At 50.0% G+C, this 17,851-nt stretch carries 25 protein-coding genes; 15 read left to right on the top strand and 10 right to left on the bottom strand.

Going from position 1 to position 17,851, the window contains the following annotated elements:
* Window positions 1-19 precede the first annotated feature (19 nt).
* Both HMPREF2675_RS02880 and HMPREF2675_RS02875 read left to right on the top strand, forming a co-directional pair.
* A complete protein-coding gene (locus HMPREF2675_RS02880; RefSeq protein ID WP_063075563.1) occupies window positions 20-469 on the top strand; it encodes a phage tail protein in 450 nt (149 codons plus the stop codon).
* 1 nt (window position 470) lies between these two features.
* Window positions 471-1,712: a contractile injection system protein, VgrG/Pvc8 family gene (locus tag HMPREF2675_RS02875; RefSeq protein ID WP_070814010.1), complete on the top strand. Its 1,242-nt coding sequence runs from the start codon at window positions 471-473 to the stop codon at window positions 1,710-1,712.
* Window positions 1,713-1,753: 41 nt separating this feature from the next.
* Here HMPREF2675_RS02875 and HMPREF2675_RS02870 read toward each other — a convergent pair whose 3' ends face one another.
* From HMPREF2675_RS02870 to HMPREF2675_RS02845, 6 genes are all read right to left on the bottom strand, one after another.
* Window positions 1,754-2,185: a hypothetical protein gene (locus HMPREF2675_RS02870; protein WP_070814009.1), complete on the bottom strand. Its 432-nt coding sequence runs from the start codon at window positions 2,183-2,185 to the stop codon at window positions 1,754-1,756.
* Entirely contained in the window at window positions 2,178-2,492 is a 315-nt protein-coding gene (locus tag HMPREF2675_RS02865) for an STAS-like domain-containing protein (RefSeq protein ID WP_283127784.1), read from the bottom strand. The genes HMPREF2675_RS02870 and HMPREF2675_RS02865 overlap by 8 nt, the downstream gene beginning before the upstream one ends.
* A gap of 14 nt (window positions 2,493-2,506) precedes the next feature.
* Complete coding sequence (locus tag HMPREF2675_RS02860; RefSeq protein WP_283127783.1) at window positions 2,507-3,547, bottom strand: hypothetical protein; 1,041 nt, start codon at window positions 3,545-3,547, stop codon at window positions 2,507-2,509.
* Between the two features lie 75 nt (window positions 3,548-3,622).
* Window positions 3,623-4,255, bottom strand: coding sequence for a tellurite resistance TerB family protein (locus tag HMPREF2675_RS02855; RefSeq protein WP_070814006.1), 633 nt, complete (start codon window positions 4,253-4,255; stop codon window positions 3,623-3,625).
* Window positions 4,256-4,822: a hypothetical protein gene (locus tag HMPREF2675_RS02850; RefSeq protein WP_070814005.1), complete on the bottom strand. Its 567-nt coding sequence runs from the start codon at window positions 4,820-4,822 to the stop codon at window positions 4,256-4,258. It lies immediately after the preceding gene.
* A 13-nt stretch (window positions 4,823-4,835) separates the two neighbouring features.
* On the bottom strand, window positions 4,836-5,537 hold the full coding sequence (locus HMPREF2675_RS02845; protein WP_083323862.1) for a LexA family transcriptional regulator: 702 nt from the start codon (window positions 5,535-5,537) through the stop codon (window positions 4,836-4,838).
* Between the two features lie 136 nt (window positions 5,538-5,673).
* Here HMPREF2675_RS02845 and HMPREF2675_RS02840 point away from each other — a divergent pair, with 136 nt between their 5' ends.
* Both HMPREF2675_RS02840 and HMPREF2675_RS02835 read left to right on the top strand, forming a co-directional pair.
* Complete coding sequence (locus HMPREF2675_RS02840) at window positions 5,674-5,883, top strand: Cro/CI family transcriptional regulator (RefSeq protein WP_070814003.1); 210 nt, start codon at window positions 5,674-5,676, stop codon at window positions 5,881-5,883.
* On the top strand, window positions 5,880-6,185 hold the full coding sequence (locus tag HMPREF2675_RS02835) for a hypothetical protein (RefSeq protein ID WP_070814002.1): 306 nt from the start codon (window positions 5,880-5,882) through the stop codon (window positions 6,183-6,185). The genes HMPREF2675_RS02840 and HMPREF2675_RS02835 overlap by 4 nt, the downstream gene beginning before the upstream one ends.
* Here the strand turns inward: HMPREF2675_RS02835 and HMPREF2675_RS11345 are convergent.
* Window positions 6,182-6,466, bottom strand: coding sequence for a hypothetical protein (locus tag HMPREF2675_RS11345; RefSeq protein ID WP_168167152.1), 285 nt, complete (start codon window positions 6,464-6,466; stop codon window positions 6,182-6,184). The genes HMPREF2675_RS02835 and HMPREF2675_RS11345 overlap by 4 nt on opposite strands.
* Here HMPREF2675_RS11345 and HMPREF2675_RS02830 point away from each other — a divergent pair.
* Genes HMPREF2675_RS02830 through HMPREF2675_RS11500 form a run of 5 tightly spaced genes read left to right on the top strand, consistent with a single transcriptional unit; the run spans window position 6,465 to window position 7,873 of the window.
* Window positions 6,465-6,764 carry a hypothetical protein gene (locus HMPREF2675_RS02830; RefSeq protein WP_063075555.1) on the top strand — a complete coding sequence of 100 codons (300 nt, stop codon included), beginning with the start codon at window positions 6,465-6,467 and terminating at the stop codon, window positions 6,762-6,764. The genes HMPREF2675_RS11345 and HMPREF2675_RS02830 overlap by 2 nt on opposite strands.
* Window positions 6,742-7,044 (top strand): ogr/Delta-like zinc finger family protein, encoded by a 303-nt coding sequence (locus HMPREF2675_RS02825; protein ID WP_159068341.1) that lies wholly within the window; start codon window positions 6,742-6,744, stop codon window positions 7,042-7,044. Before HMPREF2675_RS02830 ends, HMPREF2675_RS02825 begins: the two co-directional genes overlap by 23 nt.
* Before the next feature lie 12 nt (window positions 7,045-7,056).
* Entirely contained in the window at window positions 7,057-7,524 is a 468-nt protein-coding gene (locus HMPREF2675_RS02820) for a hypothetical protein (protein WP_063075553.1), read from the top strand.
* 23 nt (window positions 7,525-7,547) lie between these two features.
* Window positions 7,548-7,742, top strand: coding sequence for a hypothetical protein (locus HMPREF2675_RS02815; RefSeq protein WP_063075552.1), 195 nt, complete (start codon window positions 7,548-7,550; stop codon window positions 7,740-7,742).
* The gene (locus HMPREF2675_RS11500) at window positions 7,739-7,873 is read left to right on the top strand and encodes a hypothetical protein (protein ID WP_283127782.1); all 135 of its coding nucleotides are present in this window, start codon (window positions 7,739-7,741) and stop codon (window positions 7,871-7,873) included. Before HMPREF2675_RS02815 ends, HMPREF2675_RS11500 begins: the two co-directional genes overlap by 4 nt.
* 160 nt (window positions 7,874-8,033) lie before the next feature.
* On the opposite strand, the gene HMPREF2675_RS02810 is transcribed toward HMPREF2675_RS11500, so the two are convergent.
* Window positions 8,034-8,561 (bottom strand): hypothetical protein, encoded by a 528-nt coding sequence (locus tag HMPREF2675_RS02810; RefSeq protein ID WP_141759941.1) that lies wholly within the window; start codon window positions 8,559-8,561, stop codon window positions 8,034-8,036.
* Window positions 8,562-8,647: 86 nt separating this feature from the next.
* Here HMPREF2675_RS02810 and HMPREF2675_RS02805 point away from each other — a divergent pair, with 86 nt between their 5' ends.
* The 3 genes from HMPREF2675_RS02805 to HMPREF2675_RS02795 are packed head-to-tail and all read left to right on the top strand — an operon-like array spanning window position 8,648 to window position 12,273.
* Complete coding sequence (locus HMPREF2675_RS02805) at window positions 8,648-11,002, top strand: replication endonuclease (protein WP_070814000.1); 2,355 nt, start codon at window positions 8,648-8,650, stop codon at window positions 11,000-11,002.
* Window positions 11,003-11,022: 20 nt separating this feature from the next.
* Window positions 11,023-11,217, top strand: a complete 195-nt coding sequence (locus tag HMPREF2675_RS02800) for a hypothetical protein (RefSeq protein WP_045074460.1) — start codon at window positions 11,023-11,025, stop codon at window positions 11,215-11,217.
* 3 nt (window positions 11,218-11,220) lie between these two features.
* Complete coding sequence (locus tag HMPREF2675_RS02795) at window positions 11,221-12,273, top strand: DNA cytosine methyltransferase (RefSeq protein WP_070813999.1); 1,053 nt, start codon at window positions 11,221-11,223, stop codon at window positions 12,271-12,273.
* Between the two features lie 34 nt (window positions 12,274-12,307).
* On the opposite strand, the gene HMPREF2675_RS02790 is transcribed toward HMPREF2675_RS02795, so the two are convergent.
* Together HMPREF2675_RS02790 and HMPREF2675_RS02785 are read right to left on the bottom strand one after the other, a co-directional pair.
* Window positions 12,308-13,330 (bottom strand): phage portal protein, encoded by a 1,023-nt coding sequence (locus HMPREF2675_RS02790; RefSeq protein ID WP_070813998.1) that lies wholly within the window; start codon window positions 13,328-13,330, stop codon window positions 12,308-12,310.
* 9 nt (window positions 13,331-13,339) lie between these two features.
* Window positions 13,340-15,205 carry a terminase large subunit domain-containing protein gene (locus HMPREF2675_RS02785; protein ID WP_283127781.1) on the bottom strand — a complete coding sequence of 622 codons (1,866 nt, stop codon included), beginning with the start codon at window positions 15,203-15,205 and terminating at the stop codon, window positions 13,340-13,342.
* Window positions 15,206-15,320: 115 nt separating this feature from the next.
* Between HMPREF2675_RS02785 and HMPREF2675_RS02780 the strand changes: the two genes are divergently transcribed.
* The 3 genes from HMPREF2675_RS02780 to gpM are packed head-to-tail and all read left to right on the top strand — an operon-like array spanning window position 15,321 to window position 17,846.
* A complete protein-coding gene (locus HMPREF2675_RS02780; RefSeq protein WP_063075548.1) occupies window positions 15,321-16,118 on the top strand; it encodes a GPO family capsid scaffolding protein in 798 nt (265 codons plus the stop codon).
* A 13-nt stretch (window positions 16,119-16,131) separates the two neighbouring features.
* Window positions 16,132-17,139, top strand: a complete 1,008-nt coding sequence (locus tag HMPREF2675_RS02775; RefSeq protein WP_063075547.1) for a phage major capsid protein, P2 family — start codon at window positions 16,132-16,134, stop codon at window positions 17,137-17,139.
* A gap of 47 nt (window positions 17,140-17,186) precedes the next feature.
* Entirely contained in the window at window positions 17,187-17,846 is a 660-nt protein-coding gene (gene gpM / locus HMPREF2675_RS02770) for a phage terminase small subunit (protein WP_063075546.1), read from the top strand.
* Window positions 17,847-17,851 lie beyond the last annotated feature (5 nt).

Raw genomic sequence — 17,851 nt, 5'->3', positions numbered from 1 at the left:
ACCAAAAAAGGACACTACCATGCTTGCCACATTAGGATTCTTCCCCTTTCTCATCCGCACCATCCCCTTTCAAACCATCAACCGCCAGAGCGGCTGGAAGCACCCAAATCAATCCACCGTCGGCGGCGGTATTAATCCCACCCAATACCTAGGGCCGGAAACTGACACCCTGACCCTGTCAGCCGAAATGAGGCCGGAAATCACAGGGGGAGACACCTCCCTGGCCATGCTCCACCTCATGGCAGAGCGTGGAAAACCATACAATCTCATCCTCGGCACAGGTCAAATAATGGGCGCATACGTCATCACATCCATCAAAGAAGACAGAAGCCAACTCATGCACGATGGCAAAGCCCGTTCCATCAGCTTCAGCATAGAATTAAAAAAAGTATCCGACAGCCCGCTGGGACTAAAAGGCAAAGCCCTTCAGCTTGGCGTATCCATCGCCCGCAGCATTGCAGGAATCTGACATGACCGCACTTACCCAAATCAAAGACCAAGCCGTCAAAATCTTCAACGCCATTACCGACACCGGCGGCAACCATCTAACCCCAGTCGCCAAGCTGTCCATAAACGGTAAGCCGTTCAATACCGACGCCCTCTCCCGCATCATCTCCATCAGCCTGACCGACAAAAGCGGCTTCGAGGCGGACGAGCTGACCGTCAGCCTGTCCGACCACGACGGCAAGCTCGCCCTGCCCCCGAAGTCTGCCGAGATAACCATCGCCCTGGGCTACATCGAAACAGGCATTGTCGATAAAGGCAGCTACAAAATAACCGAAGTAAGCTGGAGCGGCGCACCCGACACCCTGCACATCACCGCCCAATCCGCCGACACATCCGACCGATTTTCCGAAGCAAAAGAAAAAAGCTGGCACAAAACCAGCCTGAAAGAAATCATCGAATCCATTGCCGCCGCCAACGGCTACACACCAATCATCGGCAAAGCCTACCAAGACGAAAAAATCGACCACATTGACCAAAGCAACGAATCCGACGCTGCCTTCTTATCACGCCTTGCCGAGCGCTACGACGCCATCGCAACAGTCAAACACGGCCGCCTCCTGTTTGTTTCATCAGGCGAAGCCACAACCGCCGGCGGGCAGCCGTTGCCCACAATCAGGATTACCCGCAACAGTGGCGACCAATATGCATTCAGATACAGCAATACCGAAAGCTACAACGCCGTCCGCGCCTACTACATCGACAAACAGACAGGTAAAAAGCACGAAGTCGTCATTACCGAAGACAACTACGACCCCGTCAAAAAAACCGTCACCACCACCAAAAAATACAAGACCAAGCGCAAAGACGGCAAAACCCACAAAATTACCACCAAAGAAGTAACCGAAATCAAACAGGTGGATACTGCCGGCAAAAAAATCAAAACCCTGCGCCATACCTACCAAAGCCCCAAAACCGCCGCCACCGGCGCGCGCGCCGCGTACAAAAAACTAAAACGCTGCGCAATGGAATTCGATATTTCCCTAGCCATCGGCCGCCCCGACGTCGCCCCTGAAAGCCCCGTAACCCTGCAAGGATTCAAGCCCGAAATCGACGCAGAGAAATGGGTCGGTAAAGAAACCGTCCACACCCTTGACAGCAACGGACTGACGACAGCCGTCAAACTCCAAAGTCTGATAGACGTACCGATTGTCCTCTACGAAGGCGAAGTCAGCCCAAACTTTGCCGCAGCATTTTCAAAATCCTGACCAAAACAAAAGGCCGTCTGAAAAAATTCAGACGGCCTTTGTTAATCATCATGACATCCTTCAAGCTCATCCCTAAGCTTAAATACAACATCACGGATCTGAATAAACTTAACATGGTCAGGCTTCAGTAACATCCGTTTTTTGGACTCGAAATCGCCACCAGTCGTTACCGTCCGCAATTCCGTAACCTTCAAATTGCCATTAATCCGCGCACACAATTTCGCCAGCCACTTTAAATTATGCTTAATGGCACTTGCCAATGCATTATCTGCATCATCAACAGTATAATAACGCAGAGCATCAGCTTCAATTTTTTCCAACAAAGTCAAAGCCGCATCAATACGCCTGTCTTTTCTCTCAAGGCGGCGTTTACTTTTTTCGCGCCGAACAACAAAAAACCAACCGGCTATGGTAAGCACGGTCGGCATTAAAGGCATGATATAGAAATAAAACCAATGTGGCTGGTTATTCATTTGCCGCATCCCTCATATAGCCGCGAATTTCATCGACCAAATCAGGTTCCTCGTCTGATACAAACTCAATTTTATTCAGCAGCACAGACAGCGGCCACTGCTTTAGACGCACCAAGCCCCCGAAAGCTTCCTCTAGAAAAGAGGAGCCGTAGCCCATTGTTCCATCCAAATCAATTTTAACTTTCCCACCTTTTTGTAGCGCAGGAATCAAATTATTTTCCAAGAAGCCCTGTCCCGAATAAGGGCCGTCAGTAGTATACCGTCCGGCAGGAAAACGGGAAAAATCAGAAGCAATACGGATAGTCATTGTAGAATCTTTCATTATTCAGCCTCACGTTTCGGCAACGGAACAGACCAATTGATTAACGTGCCACGTATAGCAGTTTTTCTATTGTCTGATAAAGGAAAAGCATTTTCAACCACTTTCTTATTTCTTGCACGGTGCCTGTACATACCGTTGCCGCTGATAATTTCAACCGACGCGTCACCGTCGCCGATTTGGTCAAGTGTTGAAACCATCTGTTTCAAGCCCTTGCCTCGATGTTGCAGTTTCGTTCGTGTCCGTCCAATTTCGATGGCTGCCCTGATTTTCAGAGCATCATCATCTGCCTTGCCGCCCTCGACATGACGGTCAATCCAATTGCGTAACCTATCCAACCAGCCGTCAGATACCTGATCGGATTCGCGGAATAACGAATTGGGAATACCGATACCCAAGTCACAAAAAACAACCTGTAATCGCCCACTTGTCGCATCTTCGCGCGAAAACATCCACCACTTACGGCAAGCATCAGGCAGATTCTCTCCCTCATAAGCATGATGCATACAATTTGTCATAGCTTCAGACACGCCGGCATAAATCGACCGACTAAGTTCAGGTGTTAATCTGCCCTGAAAGGAATCAAAAATATTTTCCGCATTCTCAAGATTGACATCATAGCCGTGTGCCACATGCCAATGGCGCACAGAATGATGAAAAGCGGAAGAGTCAAAGCTTTTCATTCTTCCCAAAAGTTTAGCAATACCAACCTGATAAAGCACCTGCTCCACTCTCGTTTCAGATGGTGTTACCATAGAGAAGTGGCAATTTGGGAAACGTTCTACTAAGTCATTTAGACAGGCTGTCAGATAGAGCGTGCCGTCAGAATACATCTTTTCCGTTTTTGAGAAATCAAGACGAATACGTGAGCATCCATTTTCAACCTTTTCATACAAACGCTCAACAAAACTAGTCAGTAATTTGACATATTTTGGGTGTAATCCAACTTGTTCAGGAACAGGCAGGCTAAACCAGTCGATAAACCGTTTCTGTTTTTTGACAATATTCCGCCGCTTCTTAAGCTGATAGCGCGAACAGCGCATCAGGTATAGTCGCCTTTTCTCATTTAGCCTTTTCATCCCTCACTATATCCCTTTAAAAACGAAATCCTTCAAGTTTTAAATTCCAAACAACCTTTCCAGCTTTTCCAACTGGTTCGTTTCTTCATCCGTAACCTTCCTGTCTGCTTTAGCGACATTACGGGCATATTCCAAGATTGAATCACGCCATTCAGGGAAACGCTGATTAATAGCACGGACGGCAAAAGAAAAATCCATAGAATCCGGCACAGGCCAAGACTTCATAACGCCAAGCGCATAAGCAAGAAAATCATTGCCCATTTCCGATTTGTCCGTCAGCCATTGTGCAATATACCGCTGTTCAGACGGCGCATATCTCCCATCGCAGTAGGCGATATAGACCAACACATCCACAATCGGCTTCATCTCCCGAACAAAAAAATCCATCTGACGCTCCGGTGCGCGGTCGTAACGCGCCTTGAGATGTCGGAGGAAATGTTCGGGCTTGACTACTTCGCCCGTCTCCAAGTCCACCAGTCCGATGATGCCGCTGTATTTGAATGTCCTGACCATTTTCCGTGCATGGCAGAACGCGCGGATATAGCCGTCGCTGTCGAGCGCGAAGGCGCGCACGTCGATGATGCGGCGGCTGGATATGCCGTCTGTGTTGATATAGTCCATCTCGAAGCTGCCGCCCACGGGCAGAATGGCGAAGTCTGATTTTTTAGTCATTTAAAAACGCCTTCCGTCGGATAAAGTAACCCAGCCGCCCCAGACATCTTTCATTTTTCCGATGGCGGAGCGGGCGGGGAATATATCGCCAATCGTGGCAATGGCAACGCTGCCCGAGACGGCAAGTGCTTCTTCCAGTAGGTTGGGTGATTGGGCTTTGGCTTGATGCAGCAGTGCTTCAAATTCTGCCAGTGTGGTTGCTGCGGGCAGTCTGTTAAGGATGTCCTTTAATGCAGGGTAGTGTTTTTTTATCTGCTGTTCGCGGTCGGCGAGCAGCTTTTCAGCCTGTTTGACCGATTCAGGTTTTTCCGGTGCGGGATTTTGGGCGGTTTCGGATTTTTTGACGGCGGCGACAAATGCGGCGACGGTATCTTCCGCACTCCTGGCTTCGATTTGGGCGGATAGCGTGTCTATATTCAGGCAGCGCAGCATCCAGTCTTCGACTTCGCGCCGTTCGCGCCAGTCCAGTTTGCCCGTTTTTGACCATCCGATGTAGAGGATGGCAGATAAAAGCGCACGATGTCGGGCGGCAAATTCGGCGGCTTGGTTTTTAAAGTTGTTTGTCATGATTATCCCTTTTTCAAATATCCCGGAAATCCAACGGCAACACCTTCCAAAATTTGCCGTGAATAAACAAATCGTCAAATTCTTCAGGCTCAATAACGAAGTCGGATTTACTGTAAATCGGGTTATCGCTTGTAACGTGTATCACGCCTGCTTTTCCACGAGCCAGGCGTTTGATGTAGGTATAGCCTTGAAAAGTAAACAGGTACACGCCGCTGGATTCAAATTCTGCGACGTCAGTTTTGATTAAAGTGATCGACTTCGGCGGTATCGTCGGCTCCATACTATCTCCATCTGGCGACATCAGCTTAACGCCATGCAGGTTGTCCGTGCCGAGCAGTTCTTTAAGTGCGGCCTTCGGTATTTCCAACGAGTGCAGCAATTCGGGATAGTCGACGTTGAGATGACCGCTGCCGCAAGATGCGGACACGTCATATAAATCTAAACGTGCCGTTTCAAGGTCGTCTGAAAGGTTTTCAGACGACCTATACATTCCTAAATCCTTCCTATACTTATCACCTAAACCATCTGCCAGCCATCGAGTAGAAAAGTTTGTCTTCTTCTCAAATGCCAATAACGGCTTTTTTCCTAAGCCAGTCTGCCCATTGAACCACTGCCCAACAAGACCTTTTGAGACACCTGCGAAGTCTGCCAAGTCCTGTTGGGTAATTAGACCGTAGTCATTCATCAATTCTTGAAGTCTGCCTTTCAAGTCCATCGCAAAAAATCCCAGCTAAAAAATTCTTAGTAAAAACAATGATTATTTAGAATTCTAAACTATTATTTGTTTAGTATGCTTGACTAGACAAGTTTAGGATTGTATAGTTCACTAAACTTTAAAAAGGAAAGAAAAAATGAAAACAGACCAACAAGTCAAGTTCATTAAAGAATTGGGAGGCGTGTCAGCGGTTGCAGAGATCTGCGGAATAACTCGAGGCGCAGTTTCTCAATGGCAGAAAAACGGTATTCCGAAAGCCCAAATGAATTTTTTAAAAGAAAAGTTTCCAGTGCAGTACAAACAAATTTCAGACGGCATCAACCCCAATCAAGGAGCAGAAAAATGACTCTCATCGTTTCCATCGAAGCAGCAGAAGCCCGCGCCCAACGCGCCTATATCCGCACTAAAAAAGACCGCAAATACGGTTGCCTGTTCAATGGCGACCTGCAAGAGCTGAAAGACCTTGCCGCTGAATTGGCAAGAATGCCTGACCGCCCCGTCGAAGAAATCGCCGTCCGCGTCCAGGCATTGGAAATGCAGTTGCGCTATATCAACCGCCTCAAATACGGCAAAAACCTGCGCTTAATCAAGCGTGATGAAGCAATCAGGGCGGGTTATGCCGTAGCGTCAAAAACACTTAATCGCTAAGAAACTTCAAATTTCCCTTTTGGCTGCTGTGCTTTAAGTTTGCGTTTAATGGCTTCGGCAATGTGGAACATACGTTCAACATATTCATAATCACTTGAATAACGGTCGGCATAAGGAGCGGCTAAGGTAGCTGCAAGTTGTAAAACTTCAAATTCGGAAAGTCTCATTTTAATTACTCCGTTTACGGTTACTGGAAATGACATTGTAACGTGAGTGATGACAAAGCGGAAAGACGCTTGACCCGCCGGACAGTCGGCATCAACCCAAAAAGGAAACGTCATGTGTCAAAACTGTATTCACAAAATCGAAGGCAGACTGTCTCTCAAACAACACGTCCACGCCGAACCCTGCCCCAAAACAAGCGCGCCGGAAGAACTAGCCACTGCCGCCGTCGAGGTCAAATTTTTCGGCGAAGAGCTTGACCTGATGGAATCAGCGGCCTGCGCGGCGAATAAGTCATTGAGCGAATTTGCCGCCGAAGCTGCCTTGGAATATGCGGAAATGTATCTGCGTGCCTTTGAAGACGCATCGGCAGACCTGAAACGGAGAAATGAAAATGGCGCAGCGCAACATCAGTAAGGCGGAACACGGAAATATGCGGGTACAGATTACCTGCCCTTGCTGCGGCAGCCGCTGCAAGGTAACGGCGAGTCGGAAGATGACAGACCGCCTCCGTTATAGCTCGATTCAATGCCTGAATGCTTCGTGCGGCTGGTCGGGCGTGGCATCGACGGAAGTCATCAAAACCATTTCCCCGCCCAGCCCGCTGCATCAAAACCCCGCCTTGGTGCCACCGCAGATGACGGCAGACGAAATCATCGAACAACACGGCGGCAGCAGTCAGAGAAATTTGTTGTAAAGGGAAAGAAAAATGAACGGCGAAATCGTCCCGACGTGGAAGTCGGCACCGCAGCGGGTTCGCTTTTTTAGAACCAAAGCCCAAGCCCGCGCCATGTGGAATATCGGCAAAAAGCTGGCAAGCAGTAAAACTGAAAACGCAAAAATCATGAACGGCTTGGAGCGCGACGCGCTCTTGGAACGAAATACAGGCCGTCAGCCGTTGGCGGCTTACAACGATGCCGAAGTCGTCAGAAGTTGGCTGGTTACACCGGAGCAAAGCAAGGCTCTGGAAGATAGCCAGCGGTTGATAAAGGAAATCGCCCGACTGGGCAATATGTTGAATCAGCAAAACGTAGTGTACAGCTTGGGCTTGCCGGTTCTCCAGCTTTCCGAAGCCGCCAGACAGCTTGAAGGCATAGACGAAAAAATAGCCCGCGCGGTATATGCCGGCAGAAAAATGAAAGTAAACCCAGTTTCAGACGACCTTAAGGCTGCCTGAACCCGACCAAACAAGGAAACATCATGAAAATCAAAATCCGCTACATCATCCTCGCCCTGATGCTCGCCGCATCTTATTTTATGCTTGGTTCGACCCACGGAAACATTGCGGAACAGCCGCAAACGCTGCCCGCAACTGACCCAGTCTGCGTTTACGAATCGCCGACATTCGACCATATGGGCGGAGACGCTGAAATCCCGCATGAGGTGGGGCAATGAGTATCTTCGCAGTCATCGGCATTGTTTTTATCGCCGCGCTCGGCGTTTGGCTCTATGTGGACTACAAAATCGAGCAGAAAAAGCTGGACGCGGAAATCGAAGAAAGAATTCAGGATTATTTTAAGCATTGAGATGAAACCATGCAGATATATGAAACCGACCAGTACATATGGTGCGATACCGGTAATCGACTGATGGTATCCGAACCTGAATGTTCAGACCGAATGATCGAAGAATTTGATATTGAGTTGGGCGAAGTCGGAAGTATCCGATTTCGCCACCTGGCAACAATTAGAGGCCGCCGGATATATCAAGCAGTTTCACTAAATCCGCGCCCTTGTCCAAAGCGAACTCAATCAATCGGGACGATAACCGCTTTAAACCCTCCTCCGGCAGAGAGCGAATAATTTTAAGCAGTGTTTCTTTTTGACCGGTCGGAATGTCGGCCTTGTCTATTTTCAGGGCGACCAGTTCCCGCAGGGTTTCCGCATCCAGTCTGACCGTAACTACCCCTAAAACCGCAGAAAGACCGCCGTCTTCGGCAAGGAAATCAAAAGCCTTTTCAGTCGGTTTCAAATAATCGATGGAATACGACCCGCCTAAGAAGCGGGTGAATTTGAAGTTGACCAGTCCGTGCATTTCCAAATACATCAGATTGCCGTCTGTTTCATCCTCGCCGTATTCGGCGCGTAAGGTATGAAGGAAATTCGGTGGAGGGTCTTTGGGGAAGCATTCTGTCAGGACAGACAATATTTTTCTTTGAAGTTCGCGATTGAGCTTCATTTCAAGTCTCCGGGAATGTTGTTTAGGAGCTTCCATTCTAACGGAGCAATGACAAAGCGGACAGACGCTTGACTACTCGGACAGACGGGTATTTCAGACGACCTTTTCACATAGGACAAATCATGGGCATATCAATTCACACGGCAAATGCAAAGGTGGCGCAGCAAGACTACGCCGCCAAAGCCTTTTTGCTGCTTCCGCCCGTGTTGCGCGAAGGATTTGAAAGCCTGAAACCTGCAGAGGCATCAAAAGCGCGTTCGTTCTTTACTGATTTGGTCGTCCGTCAGTTGGACGGCGGCATTCAGCCCGCCGCTGCGCGTGTTCGCGCCGAAGACAGTCTGAAAACCCTGCTCGACAATCTGACCATTCTACCGCCTGCCGTCCGTTCGGTAGGTTTGGATGCTTCGGACGACGACATCCGCGGTCTTGCTGATAGCGCAGCCAAGGACATCTATTTTAAACAACGTATCGGCTGGAGTCTCGCCGGTCTGATCCACTATGCCGCTTCCGAATACGGCATCGATACCCAAAAAGTATTCAAGGACAAAATCCCCGAAGCCATCGAAGCCCGCCTGAAAGCTCCTAAATTCTGGCGTCGCCAGCTTCGTCGCATTTTCGCACGCGCCGCCGAACGCTACCGTCGAGAGGCTGGCTTTGTATCCCGAAAAACGGGGCTTTATGCCTCTGATGAAGCAGTTTTCCGCCGCTTGTCTCAAAAGCGTCGCAATCTTGCCATGTTGCAAACCATGATTGCGGTCAATGAGCTGGGGCAAGAATTTACGCTTGAGGCTTTGTCCGAAGTCACTGTCTCAAACCCTGCCCTGCGTCGCGCCGAATTGATGGTGCGTATTCGCGGCTTTGAGGAAATCGCCCGCCTGAAAAACCACGTCGGCGAATTTTTTACGATTACCTGCCCTTCCCGCATGCACCGTATGCACCACTTTGGCAAGCCGAACGAGAAATTCAGCGGCGAAACGCCGACGCAGGCGCAGGCATACTTAAATAAAGTATGGGGTCGTATCTGTGCGGAATTAGGTCGTCTGAAAATCAAAATCTACGGTTTCCGCGTTGCCGAGCCGCATCATGACGGTACGCCGCACTGGCACGGCCTTGTCTTCATGGAAGAGCAACACCGCCTTACCTTCCGCCGCGTCGTGGCAAAACACGCCTGCCGCGAAAACCGTGAAGAGCTGGGTTTGAAATATTTCGACACCCTAGAAGAAGCGGACGCGGAAGCCCGCCGAATCCAAGCAAAAATCCGTGAAAAACAAGGAAGCGCGCCTACGCTCGCCGCCATTCACGCCGGACTGAAAACCGAGAAAAAATTCTGGGCATCCAAATATTTTAAATTTTGGAAGGAAACCCCTGCCTCTGCCCGCGTTGACTTTGAAGCCATCAACTGGGCGCGTGGTTCGGCTGCCGGTTATATCGCCAAATATATCGCCAAAAACATCGACGGCAAAAGTCAAAGCGGCGAAGGCTTGGGCGTTGACTATGAGTCTGACGCGCTGTTGAGCATGGCAGAAACCGCCGTCCGCGTGGACGCATGGGCAAGTCATCACGGTATCCGCCAGTTCCAGCAAATCGGCGGCTGCCCCGTTACCATTTGGCGCGAGCTGCGCCGAATCAACCCAGACGCTTCAGACGACCTTTTAATGCTTGCCCAACAGGCTGCCGACATGGGCGACTGGATGCGTTTTACCGTCCTTTTGGGTGGCGAGTCCGTATCGCGCAAAAACGTCCGTCTCGGACTGTACCGCGAAGAGGCGAAAGAGCCGAACTGCTACGGTGAAATCCCTGCCGACCGCATCATGGGCGTTTACGAAAAAGCCACCGGGCGCGTCGAAATTTCGCGCATCCATTCGTGGGTTTTGAAAAAAAACGGCGGCACTGCCGCCGCTTGGACTTGTGTCAATAACTCTACGAAAATGAAATTCGACCCCGAATCTGTGCAAAATTTAATCAATCGCCCAGCAGCGGCAACCCTGGCCGACCTAGAAAAAACCGAGCCTGTAGAATGGCTTATTTGGAAACACGGATTTTCAGTGCAAACCGCCGTTGATTTAGTTCAGACAGGTTTAAGTCCTGAATTGGCGAAAGAATATAAAAAAGACATGCTCGATTTAGACAATATCGAAGAGCTAAGATACATGAGCCGTGAAACCCGCGAAAAAATCGAAAAAGCGGCGAAAGATAATGCCTTCCATAGCGAATCAGCCCGCAAAAAACAAAGAAACTACCGCGAATACATCCGCAGTATTGAAAAACTACGTCGTCCGCTCGTCAGCGGACTGACTCCGCAAGAACCTATTTTTGACTTCGCCGCCATCAAGGCCGCAAACGAAGCCAATATCCGCGCCAAAACCGTCCGCTACACCAAGCCGCAGTACGACACCGTTGAAAGCGCCATCGAATCTGCCCGCGCCGCCATTAAAGCGTCGCAGGCGATGAATGACAAACTGATTAACCGAGACTGACCAACAAGAAAGGAACAAAAATGGGTGAATACATCACGTTGGATGAAGTGAAGAAACTATGGACAATACCGGGCAAAAAGCCGCCGTCCACGACAACCATTTGGGCGCGCCGCCGGGCGGGGCTGATACCGCAGCCGAAGTTGGTGGGACGGGACAACCTCTACAAGCGGGAGGAAGTCATCAGAATGCGGGACGAGTATTTATACAAGGATTAATAAATGGTTTTGAGGTACGGCAGCGTTTGCAGCGGAATTGAAGCGGTATCCGTAGCGTGGCAGGGGATGGGATTTGAACCGGCATGGTTCTCGGAAATAGAGCCATTCCCATGCGCCGTCTTGGCACACCACTACCCAAGCGTCCCGAACTATGGCGACATGACGACGTTACCGGAGCGGATTTTGTCGGGGGAAATTGAAGCACCTGATATTTTGGTCGGCGGGACGCCTTGCCAGGCTTTTTCGGTTGCCGGCTTAAGAAACAGCCTAAATGACGAACGCGGAAACCTGACGCTTGTTTTTGTAAGGATTTTAAATGCAATTAACACTATTCGAAGACGCTACGGACTGCCCGACGCAGTTGTACTGTGGGAAAACGTCCCCGGCGTCTTATCAACACGAGACAACGCCTTCGGATGTTTTTTGGCAGCTTTGCTTGGCGAGTCCAAAGAGCTTGTCCCAACAAGGGGCAGATGGACGGGTGCAGGTGTTGTGCGTTCGGACGAATGCGAAATCGCATGGCGAATCTTGGATGCCCAATATTTCGGAGTCCCCCAACGTCGCCGAAGAGTGTTCCTTATCGCAGGTAATCGAGACAGACGTGCCGCCCAAATACTATTTGAGCAGCCGAGCAAAAGTAGGAATCCTGAGACGGGCGGAAAAAAGGGGAAAGAATCTGCCACATTTATTGAGGGAAGCTTTGGAACATTCCAGGCATCCAACACCGCCGGCACGTTAAAAAGGAAAGGAGGGGCTTTATCCGGAGGGAGCGAAACACTTATTGTCAATATTGGAGCAACGTTAAGCACTGGGTTTGGCGGTAGAGGCGTAGATTCAGACCAAATCTGCAATGGTAATTGCGTTATCACTTTCCCGGAAGTCCGCAAACTAACCCCAGTTGAATGCGAAAGGCTGCAAGGATTCCCAGACAACTACACTCGGATTACATGGCGAAACAAGCCAGCCGAGCAATGTCCGGACACGCCGCGATACATGGCAATAGGAAACAGTATGGCAGTTCCGGTCATGCGATGGATTGGGAGTAGAATAAAATAAAAAGGCCGTCTGAAACTTTTCAGACGGCCTTATCCTATTTATCCACCTTGGACGTTGCCAAAGTGTACGGCTTAAATTTAAAAACCTCCGCGCTGAATGCGTCGTTTGCTTCGAGAAACGCCGCCTGTATCGGCTCGATTTCATTCGCGGCGAATACTTCCGCCGCCGTCCGGGCATCGCCCAAGCCGCCCGCCGCCGTCGGGACGACCCCCATCAATGAAGGAGGCACGCGGTGTATTGTCAGCATATCTTGGGAGGTTACTCCTTTAATATTTAAAAATTCATCCTTGGCGGCAACCTCTGAAATCGGAATCAGTTTGATACCTTCAGGTTTACCGTCAGGCGAGCGCAAAAAGACATTGCGGAAATTGCCTTCGCGTTGCGCTTTTTTAAATTGGTCCTTGAGATTATTCCAGTCATCATTATTCATATTGTTGTCGGTTGCATACACGATAAAGCCTGCATGGCTACCGTTGTCGTAGTAGCGCCGTCTGAATGTCGTGGCCGAGTGGTTAAGCTCTGCCGAACTTAAACCCGCTAAATAATCGGGGACCCCGTAAATCTCCTGCACCAAATCGGGCTGCATCAAATGAATAATATCCGATTTCGGGATAAAGTCCGCAGTCTCGAAAACATGGTCGCGCAGGTAGAAATAGCCGTCTTTGTCGTAATTTTTCGAAGAGCGGCGCATATAGACGGACAGTCGGTTTTTAAATCCCAATACCTTGCCGAATCGGTTGCGCTCCGCCGCCAGATAGCCGTTGCCGGTGACTAGGAAATTAAATGCCAGCTTTTTAAATTCGGCGCGGCTCAAAAGCTTGGTTGGTTTGAATGTGGAAGTTAGGACGTTCAGTTTACAATGCAGCGCAGACGAATGATGTACGCCTACTCGTAGTAAACCGATCAAGTCCTTTTGATTGACAGGCAGTTCGTAGTAATGACCGTTATCGGTGCATTCCCATGCCGCGCCGAGCCAAGACAAACGCTCGTCGTAGCCCCAACTGAAAATCTCTAAATCTGTACGTGGTTCATTGCCTGTCGAATTTAAATCAGACATAAAAATCCTTTAACTATCAATCTCAAATCGTCCGCTGACAACATTGTCCAACGGCTCTTGATAAAACAACATCATCGCTGCCCAAGCCAAGTCGCCATGACTGGCAGCTTGGCTGCGCGTCGATTCGTAAGTGATGTTCCGTCCGCTGGCAGTAATTGCGCGTCGGACGGACATAAACGCCATCTGCAAATCAATTTTGCCCGCGTCCCACTCGATACGTTTGTTTTTGAGCAGGTTCTGCGTTTTTAAAACCATCATCCCTTTAATGTCGGGCGTGTAGGTCATGCCGATGGCGGGCGGGTAGAATTTTTTAACAAGGTCGTACACCGCCGCGCCGATACCGTTTGCGTCGATGACGATTTTGGTAACGTTGAATTTCTCCGTCATGCCGCGAATGATTTGGGCCTGTGATTCGAAATCCGCCCCGTTAATCATGTGTGTTTCTAAAATTCGGAATGGTTCGCCGTTGCGTTGCGGCGGGACGGCGACCACCAAGCCGGACGCGTCGCCGGTATAGCTCGGGTCGTAGCCTATCCATACGGGGATATTCCCCGCCGGACGCATCATGTCAGGTTTGTACCAAGTCCAATCCCACGATTCGACACCGCAGGCTTGCAGGTCGGCAAAGTGAAACACGCCCTCGCCGTCCGGGACGAATTGACACTCAAAGAGCTGTGCGAACTTGTCGGGCGAGTTGCGCTGGCGCAGATAATCAATATCGAAGAGGTTGCAGCCCGACTCCTGCGCATCATGAATCGTAACGATTTGCCGCCATTGCGCGTCGGCATCCTGACGACCGTTTTTTAAAGCGGCATGACTCAAATCGAGCTTGATATGCTCGCTTCGAGGGCGGCCTTCGTTAAACATCGCGCCCGACCAAAAACCATAAGCGGGGTGGCCTTCGGATGACGGCGTGGAGAAATAGGTCGTCTTTAGGTGCTTTTGACTCGCCATCGGCTCGGCCAGTGTTTGCAACCGCTCGAAATCGGGAATCCAGAAGTATTCGTCGACGTACAAGTTACCGTTGCGACCTTGTGCCGTCCGTGAATTGGTGCCTAAAAAATGCAGTTCCGCGCCATTGTGCAAAGAAATCACATCCCCGCCTTTAAGCTCGACATCGACCATCTTGCAGAGGTTGAGGATGTATTGCTTGAACTGATAGGCCTGTGCGCGGGACGCAGACAGGAAAATGGAGTTGATGCCCGTTTTTAGGCTGGTTAGGAAGGCTTCGCGGGCAAAATAGAAAGTCGCGCCGATTTGGCGGCTTTTTAAGATATTTCGAAAACGGTGCGTCCGATAAATCTCGCCCCAATACCGCTGATAATCGAAACACTGCTCTTCAAAAATCTCAACCATGCGCTGCTGCTGCTCGGGTGCGATATAGTTTTTCGGCGGTTTTTCGACGGAGCGGGTGCGGCTGCGTTCGGTGCGCTCGGTACGTTCACGCGGTGGGCGATCTATGGTCGGCACGCTGTCAAAAGGCGGCTTGTCTGCGCCGTCAAATCGGTTGTTTTTCGGCGTTTCCGATTTTTCAGACGGCCTTTTGCCTTCGCCGCCCATTAATGCGGAAAGTTGGCGCATTTCTTTGTAAACGCCGTCTGATTTGTTCGGCAGGTTGACGAGTTGGATCAGGCGCGCTTCAATAGATGAGGCAACACGCTGCATCGGTGTTCCGCCATCCCAGTTTTCCCGTTGCTTCCAAGAATGTACCGTGGCGGGCTTCAGTCCCAAATGCCGCCCGATGGCGGTAATTTTCCATCCCTGCCAGTAAAGAGACCGCGCAACAAGGCGCGGGTCGATATTTTGGGCAATTTCAATATTCTGACGTTTTTCCATGTCTTCAAAAAATAGCGGCAATACCCGATTTTCGGGCAAAAATGCCAATCCTGCCCGTGCCGCATGACTTGAAAAACCCACCTAAAACCCCTGTCGCTTGCCGTCTTTTCCGTAAATGCCAAAATAAAACGGACAAACACCCGAGCGCATACGCATGAATAAATCCGCCAAAAATTCCACCGAAAAATTCAGCGACCGATGGTTCTGCATCGGCAAATCCGGTGCAACTGCCGACGGTCGAACGATCGAATCAGCCGACCTCATCGCCGCCGCAGAAGCTTACGACCCACAAATCTACGGCGCACGCATCAACCTTGAGCATTACCGCCCATATTCTCCCAAAAACGACTATTCAGGCCTGGGGGACGTCCTCGAGCTGAAAGCAGAGACTTCAGACGGTATTACCCGCCTTTACGCTCGCATCGACCCTACTGAAAAAATGTTGGGCTACATCAAAGAGCGCGAAAAAGTCTATACATCCATGGAAATCATGAAGCCATTCGCCGACACCGGCAAAGCTTATCTGGTCGGCCTTGCGATGACGGACAGCCCTGCATCTCTTGGTACGACTATGCTCAAGTTCCGTCAGCTCAATCCGGAAGACACCAACTACACCGCCGCCTACACCGAAATGGAAAGCCTGCCAATGACCCAACCTGCCAACCAACCCCAACACGAGAAAAAAGGCTTTTTTGCCGCCCTCCACGACAAAATGTTCAATAAGAAATCAGATCCCGCCCCTGTCGAAACAGAAAAAAACGACTACACCCAAGCCTTTGCCGACCTGAACAAAGAATTGGAGCAGTCTGCCCAAATTACCCAAAAACTCGCCGATGACTACACTGCCCTGCGCAAAGAATTCGATGCCTTTAAGGCCGCTATTGAATCCGCTCCGATCAATCAGGCAGAGCCGCATACCGGCGCGAATACAACCCCTGCTTCCGAATTTTAAGAAAAGGTAAGCCATGCACCCGTATATCCAGCAATATATCAACGCCGTCGCCAAAGCCAACGGTACAACTGCCGAAGGCGTATCCCGCCATTTCAGTGTAACGCCCGCCGTTTCTCAAAAAATGCGCGAAGCCGTCCGCCTGGAGTCAACATTCCTGCAAAAAATCAACATCATCAGCAAAACCGAAATTGCCGGCTCAATCATTGGTTTATCAACAGGTCTGAATGCCTCGCGAACTGATACTAAAAACGGCGACGGTACTGTACGCCGTCAGCCCAAGCCATATCACAACCTGACTGACCGCCAATATTTGTGTAAAAAAGTAAATTTTGACACTCAAGTCAGCTACGACGATATGGACTCTTGGAGCAGTCAACCTGAATACGTCAAGTTGATCAATAACCAGCTCATCAAATCCAAAGCTTTGAGCCTGATTGCCATCGGTTTCAACGGTACGTCTGCCGCCGCTACATCCGACTTTGCGGCAAATCCTCTCTTGCAGGACGTACAAACCGGCTGGTTGCAGCATATGCGTACCAATGCAGCATCCAACGTCATGGGCAGCGCAACCAATGCCGTCGAAATCGGCGAAGGTAAATCCTATACCTCTCTCGACCATTTGGTTACGGACGTTGCCGAAAGCTTGATTGACGAAGAGTTCCACGACATGCCGGGCATGACCGTTATCTGCAATCAATCTTTGCTGTCTGAAAAATACTTTGCCGTTATCAAAGAAGCAGGCAACAAGGCAAGTGAGCTGCGTCCTGCCGACATCATCATGTCTGAAAAACGCTTGGGCGGTCTGCCGGTCGTAACTGCACCGTATTTCCCCAAAAATACGATTTTGGTTACTCCGCTGAAAAACCTGTCCATCTACTTCCACAAAGGCGGCCATCGCCGCAAGCTGGCGGACGAACCTGAATTCGACCGCATCGCCGACTACCAGTCAGAAAATATCTGCTATGTCGTCGAAGAGTACGGCGCAGCAGCTTTGGTCGAAAACATCAAAATCGTGAAGTAGAAAAAAAGGCCGTCTGAAATTTCAGACGGCCTGATGAAAGGGATCCAATGACTCCAGCCCAGGCACACAAACAACAGGTTTTAGCAGAGAAGGCAGCAAAAAACGGCGAAAACATCCATGTCGCCGAACCCTACCGCCGACTGTTGGCAAGCCTTAACACCGATCGCGCCTTCCTACACCAAATTAAATCCGTATCCGACAAAATCCAAGCCAAAAAAGGAATGGTAGAAAAATATCTTCCATGGCTGGAAGACGTCTATCTCTCCGGTTCGGCCGCTGAAACCGATCCAGTCTTCACTACCGCCCTGCTTTGGTTGATTGACATTGGCGAGCTTGACCAAGCCGTGCCATACATCCTATTTGCCATCGAGCATGACATGAAAGTCAAAGATGACTACCGTCGTGATCTGCCCGACCTCTTAATTGAAGAGCTGGCTGAACAGTATGGATACGGTGCTGACTTGAGTAAAGCCAACCATACTGATCTGCTCACACTCATCAGCACCGTCAACCCAGACACGGGTATGCATACCTTAAATCTGACAGACATCATCCGCGCCAAGTTCTACAAAGCCTCTGGAGAACGTGCGGAAGAAGCCGAAGACCTCGAAAGTGCGGCGAGTTACTACGAAAACGCACTGAAGTATTCTGAAAAAATCGGTGTCAAATCCCGCCTTGCAGCCATCAAAAAACAGCTTAAAGGCTGACCTAG

Source organism: Neisseria sp. HMSC061H08, assembly GCF_001836795.1.
Classification (GTDB): Bacteria; Pseudomonadota; Gammaproteobacteria; order Burkholderiales; family Neisseriaceae; genus Neisseria; species Neisseria subflava_A.
Note: the sequence above shows the minus strand (reverse complement) of the source record. Positions and strands in the feature narration are given on the sequence as shown.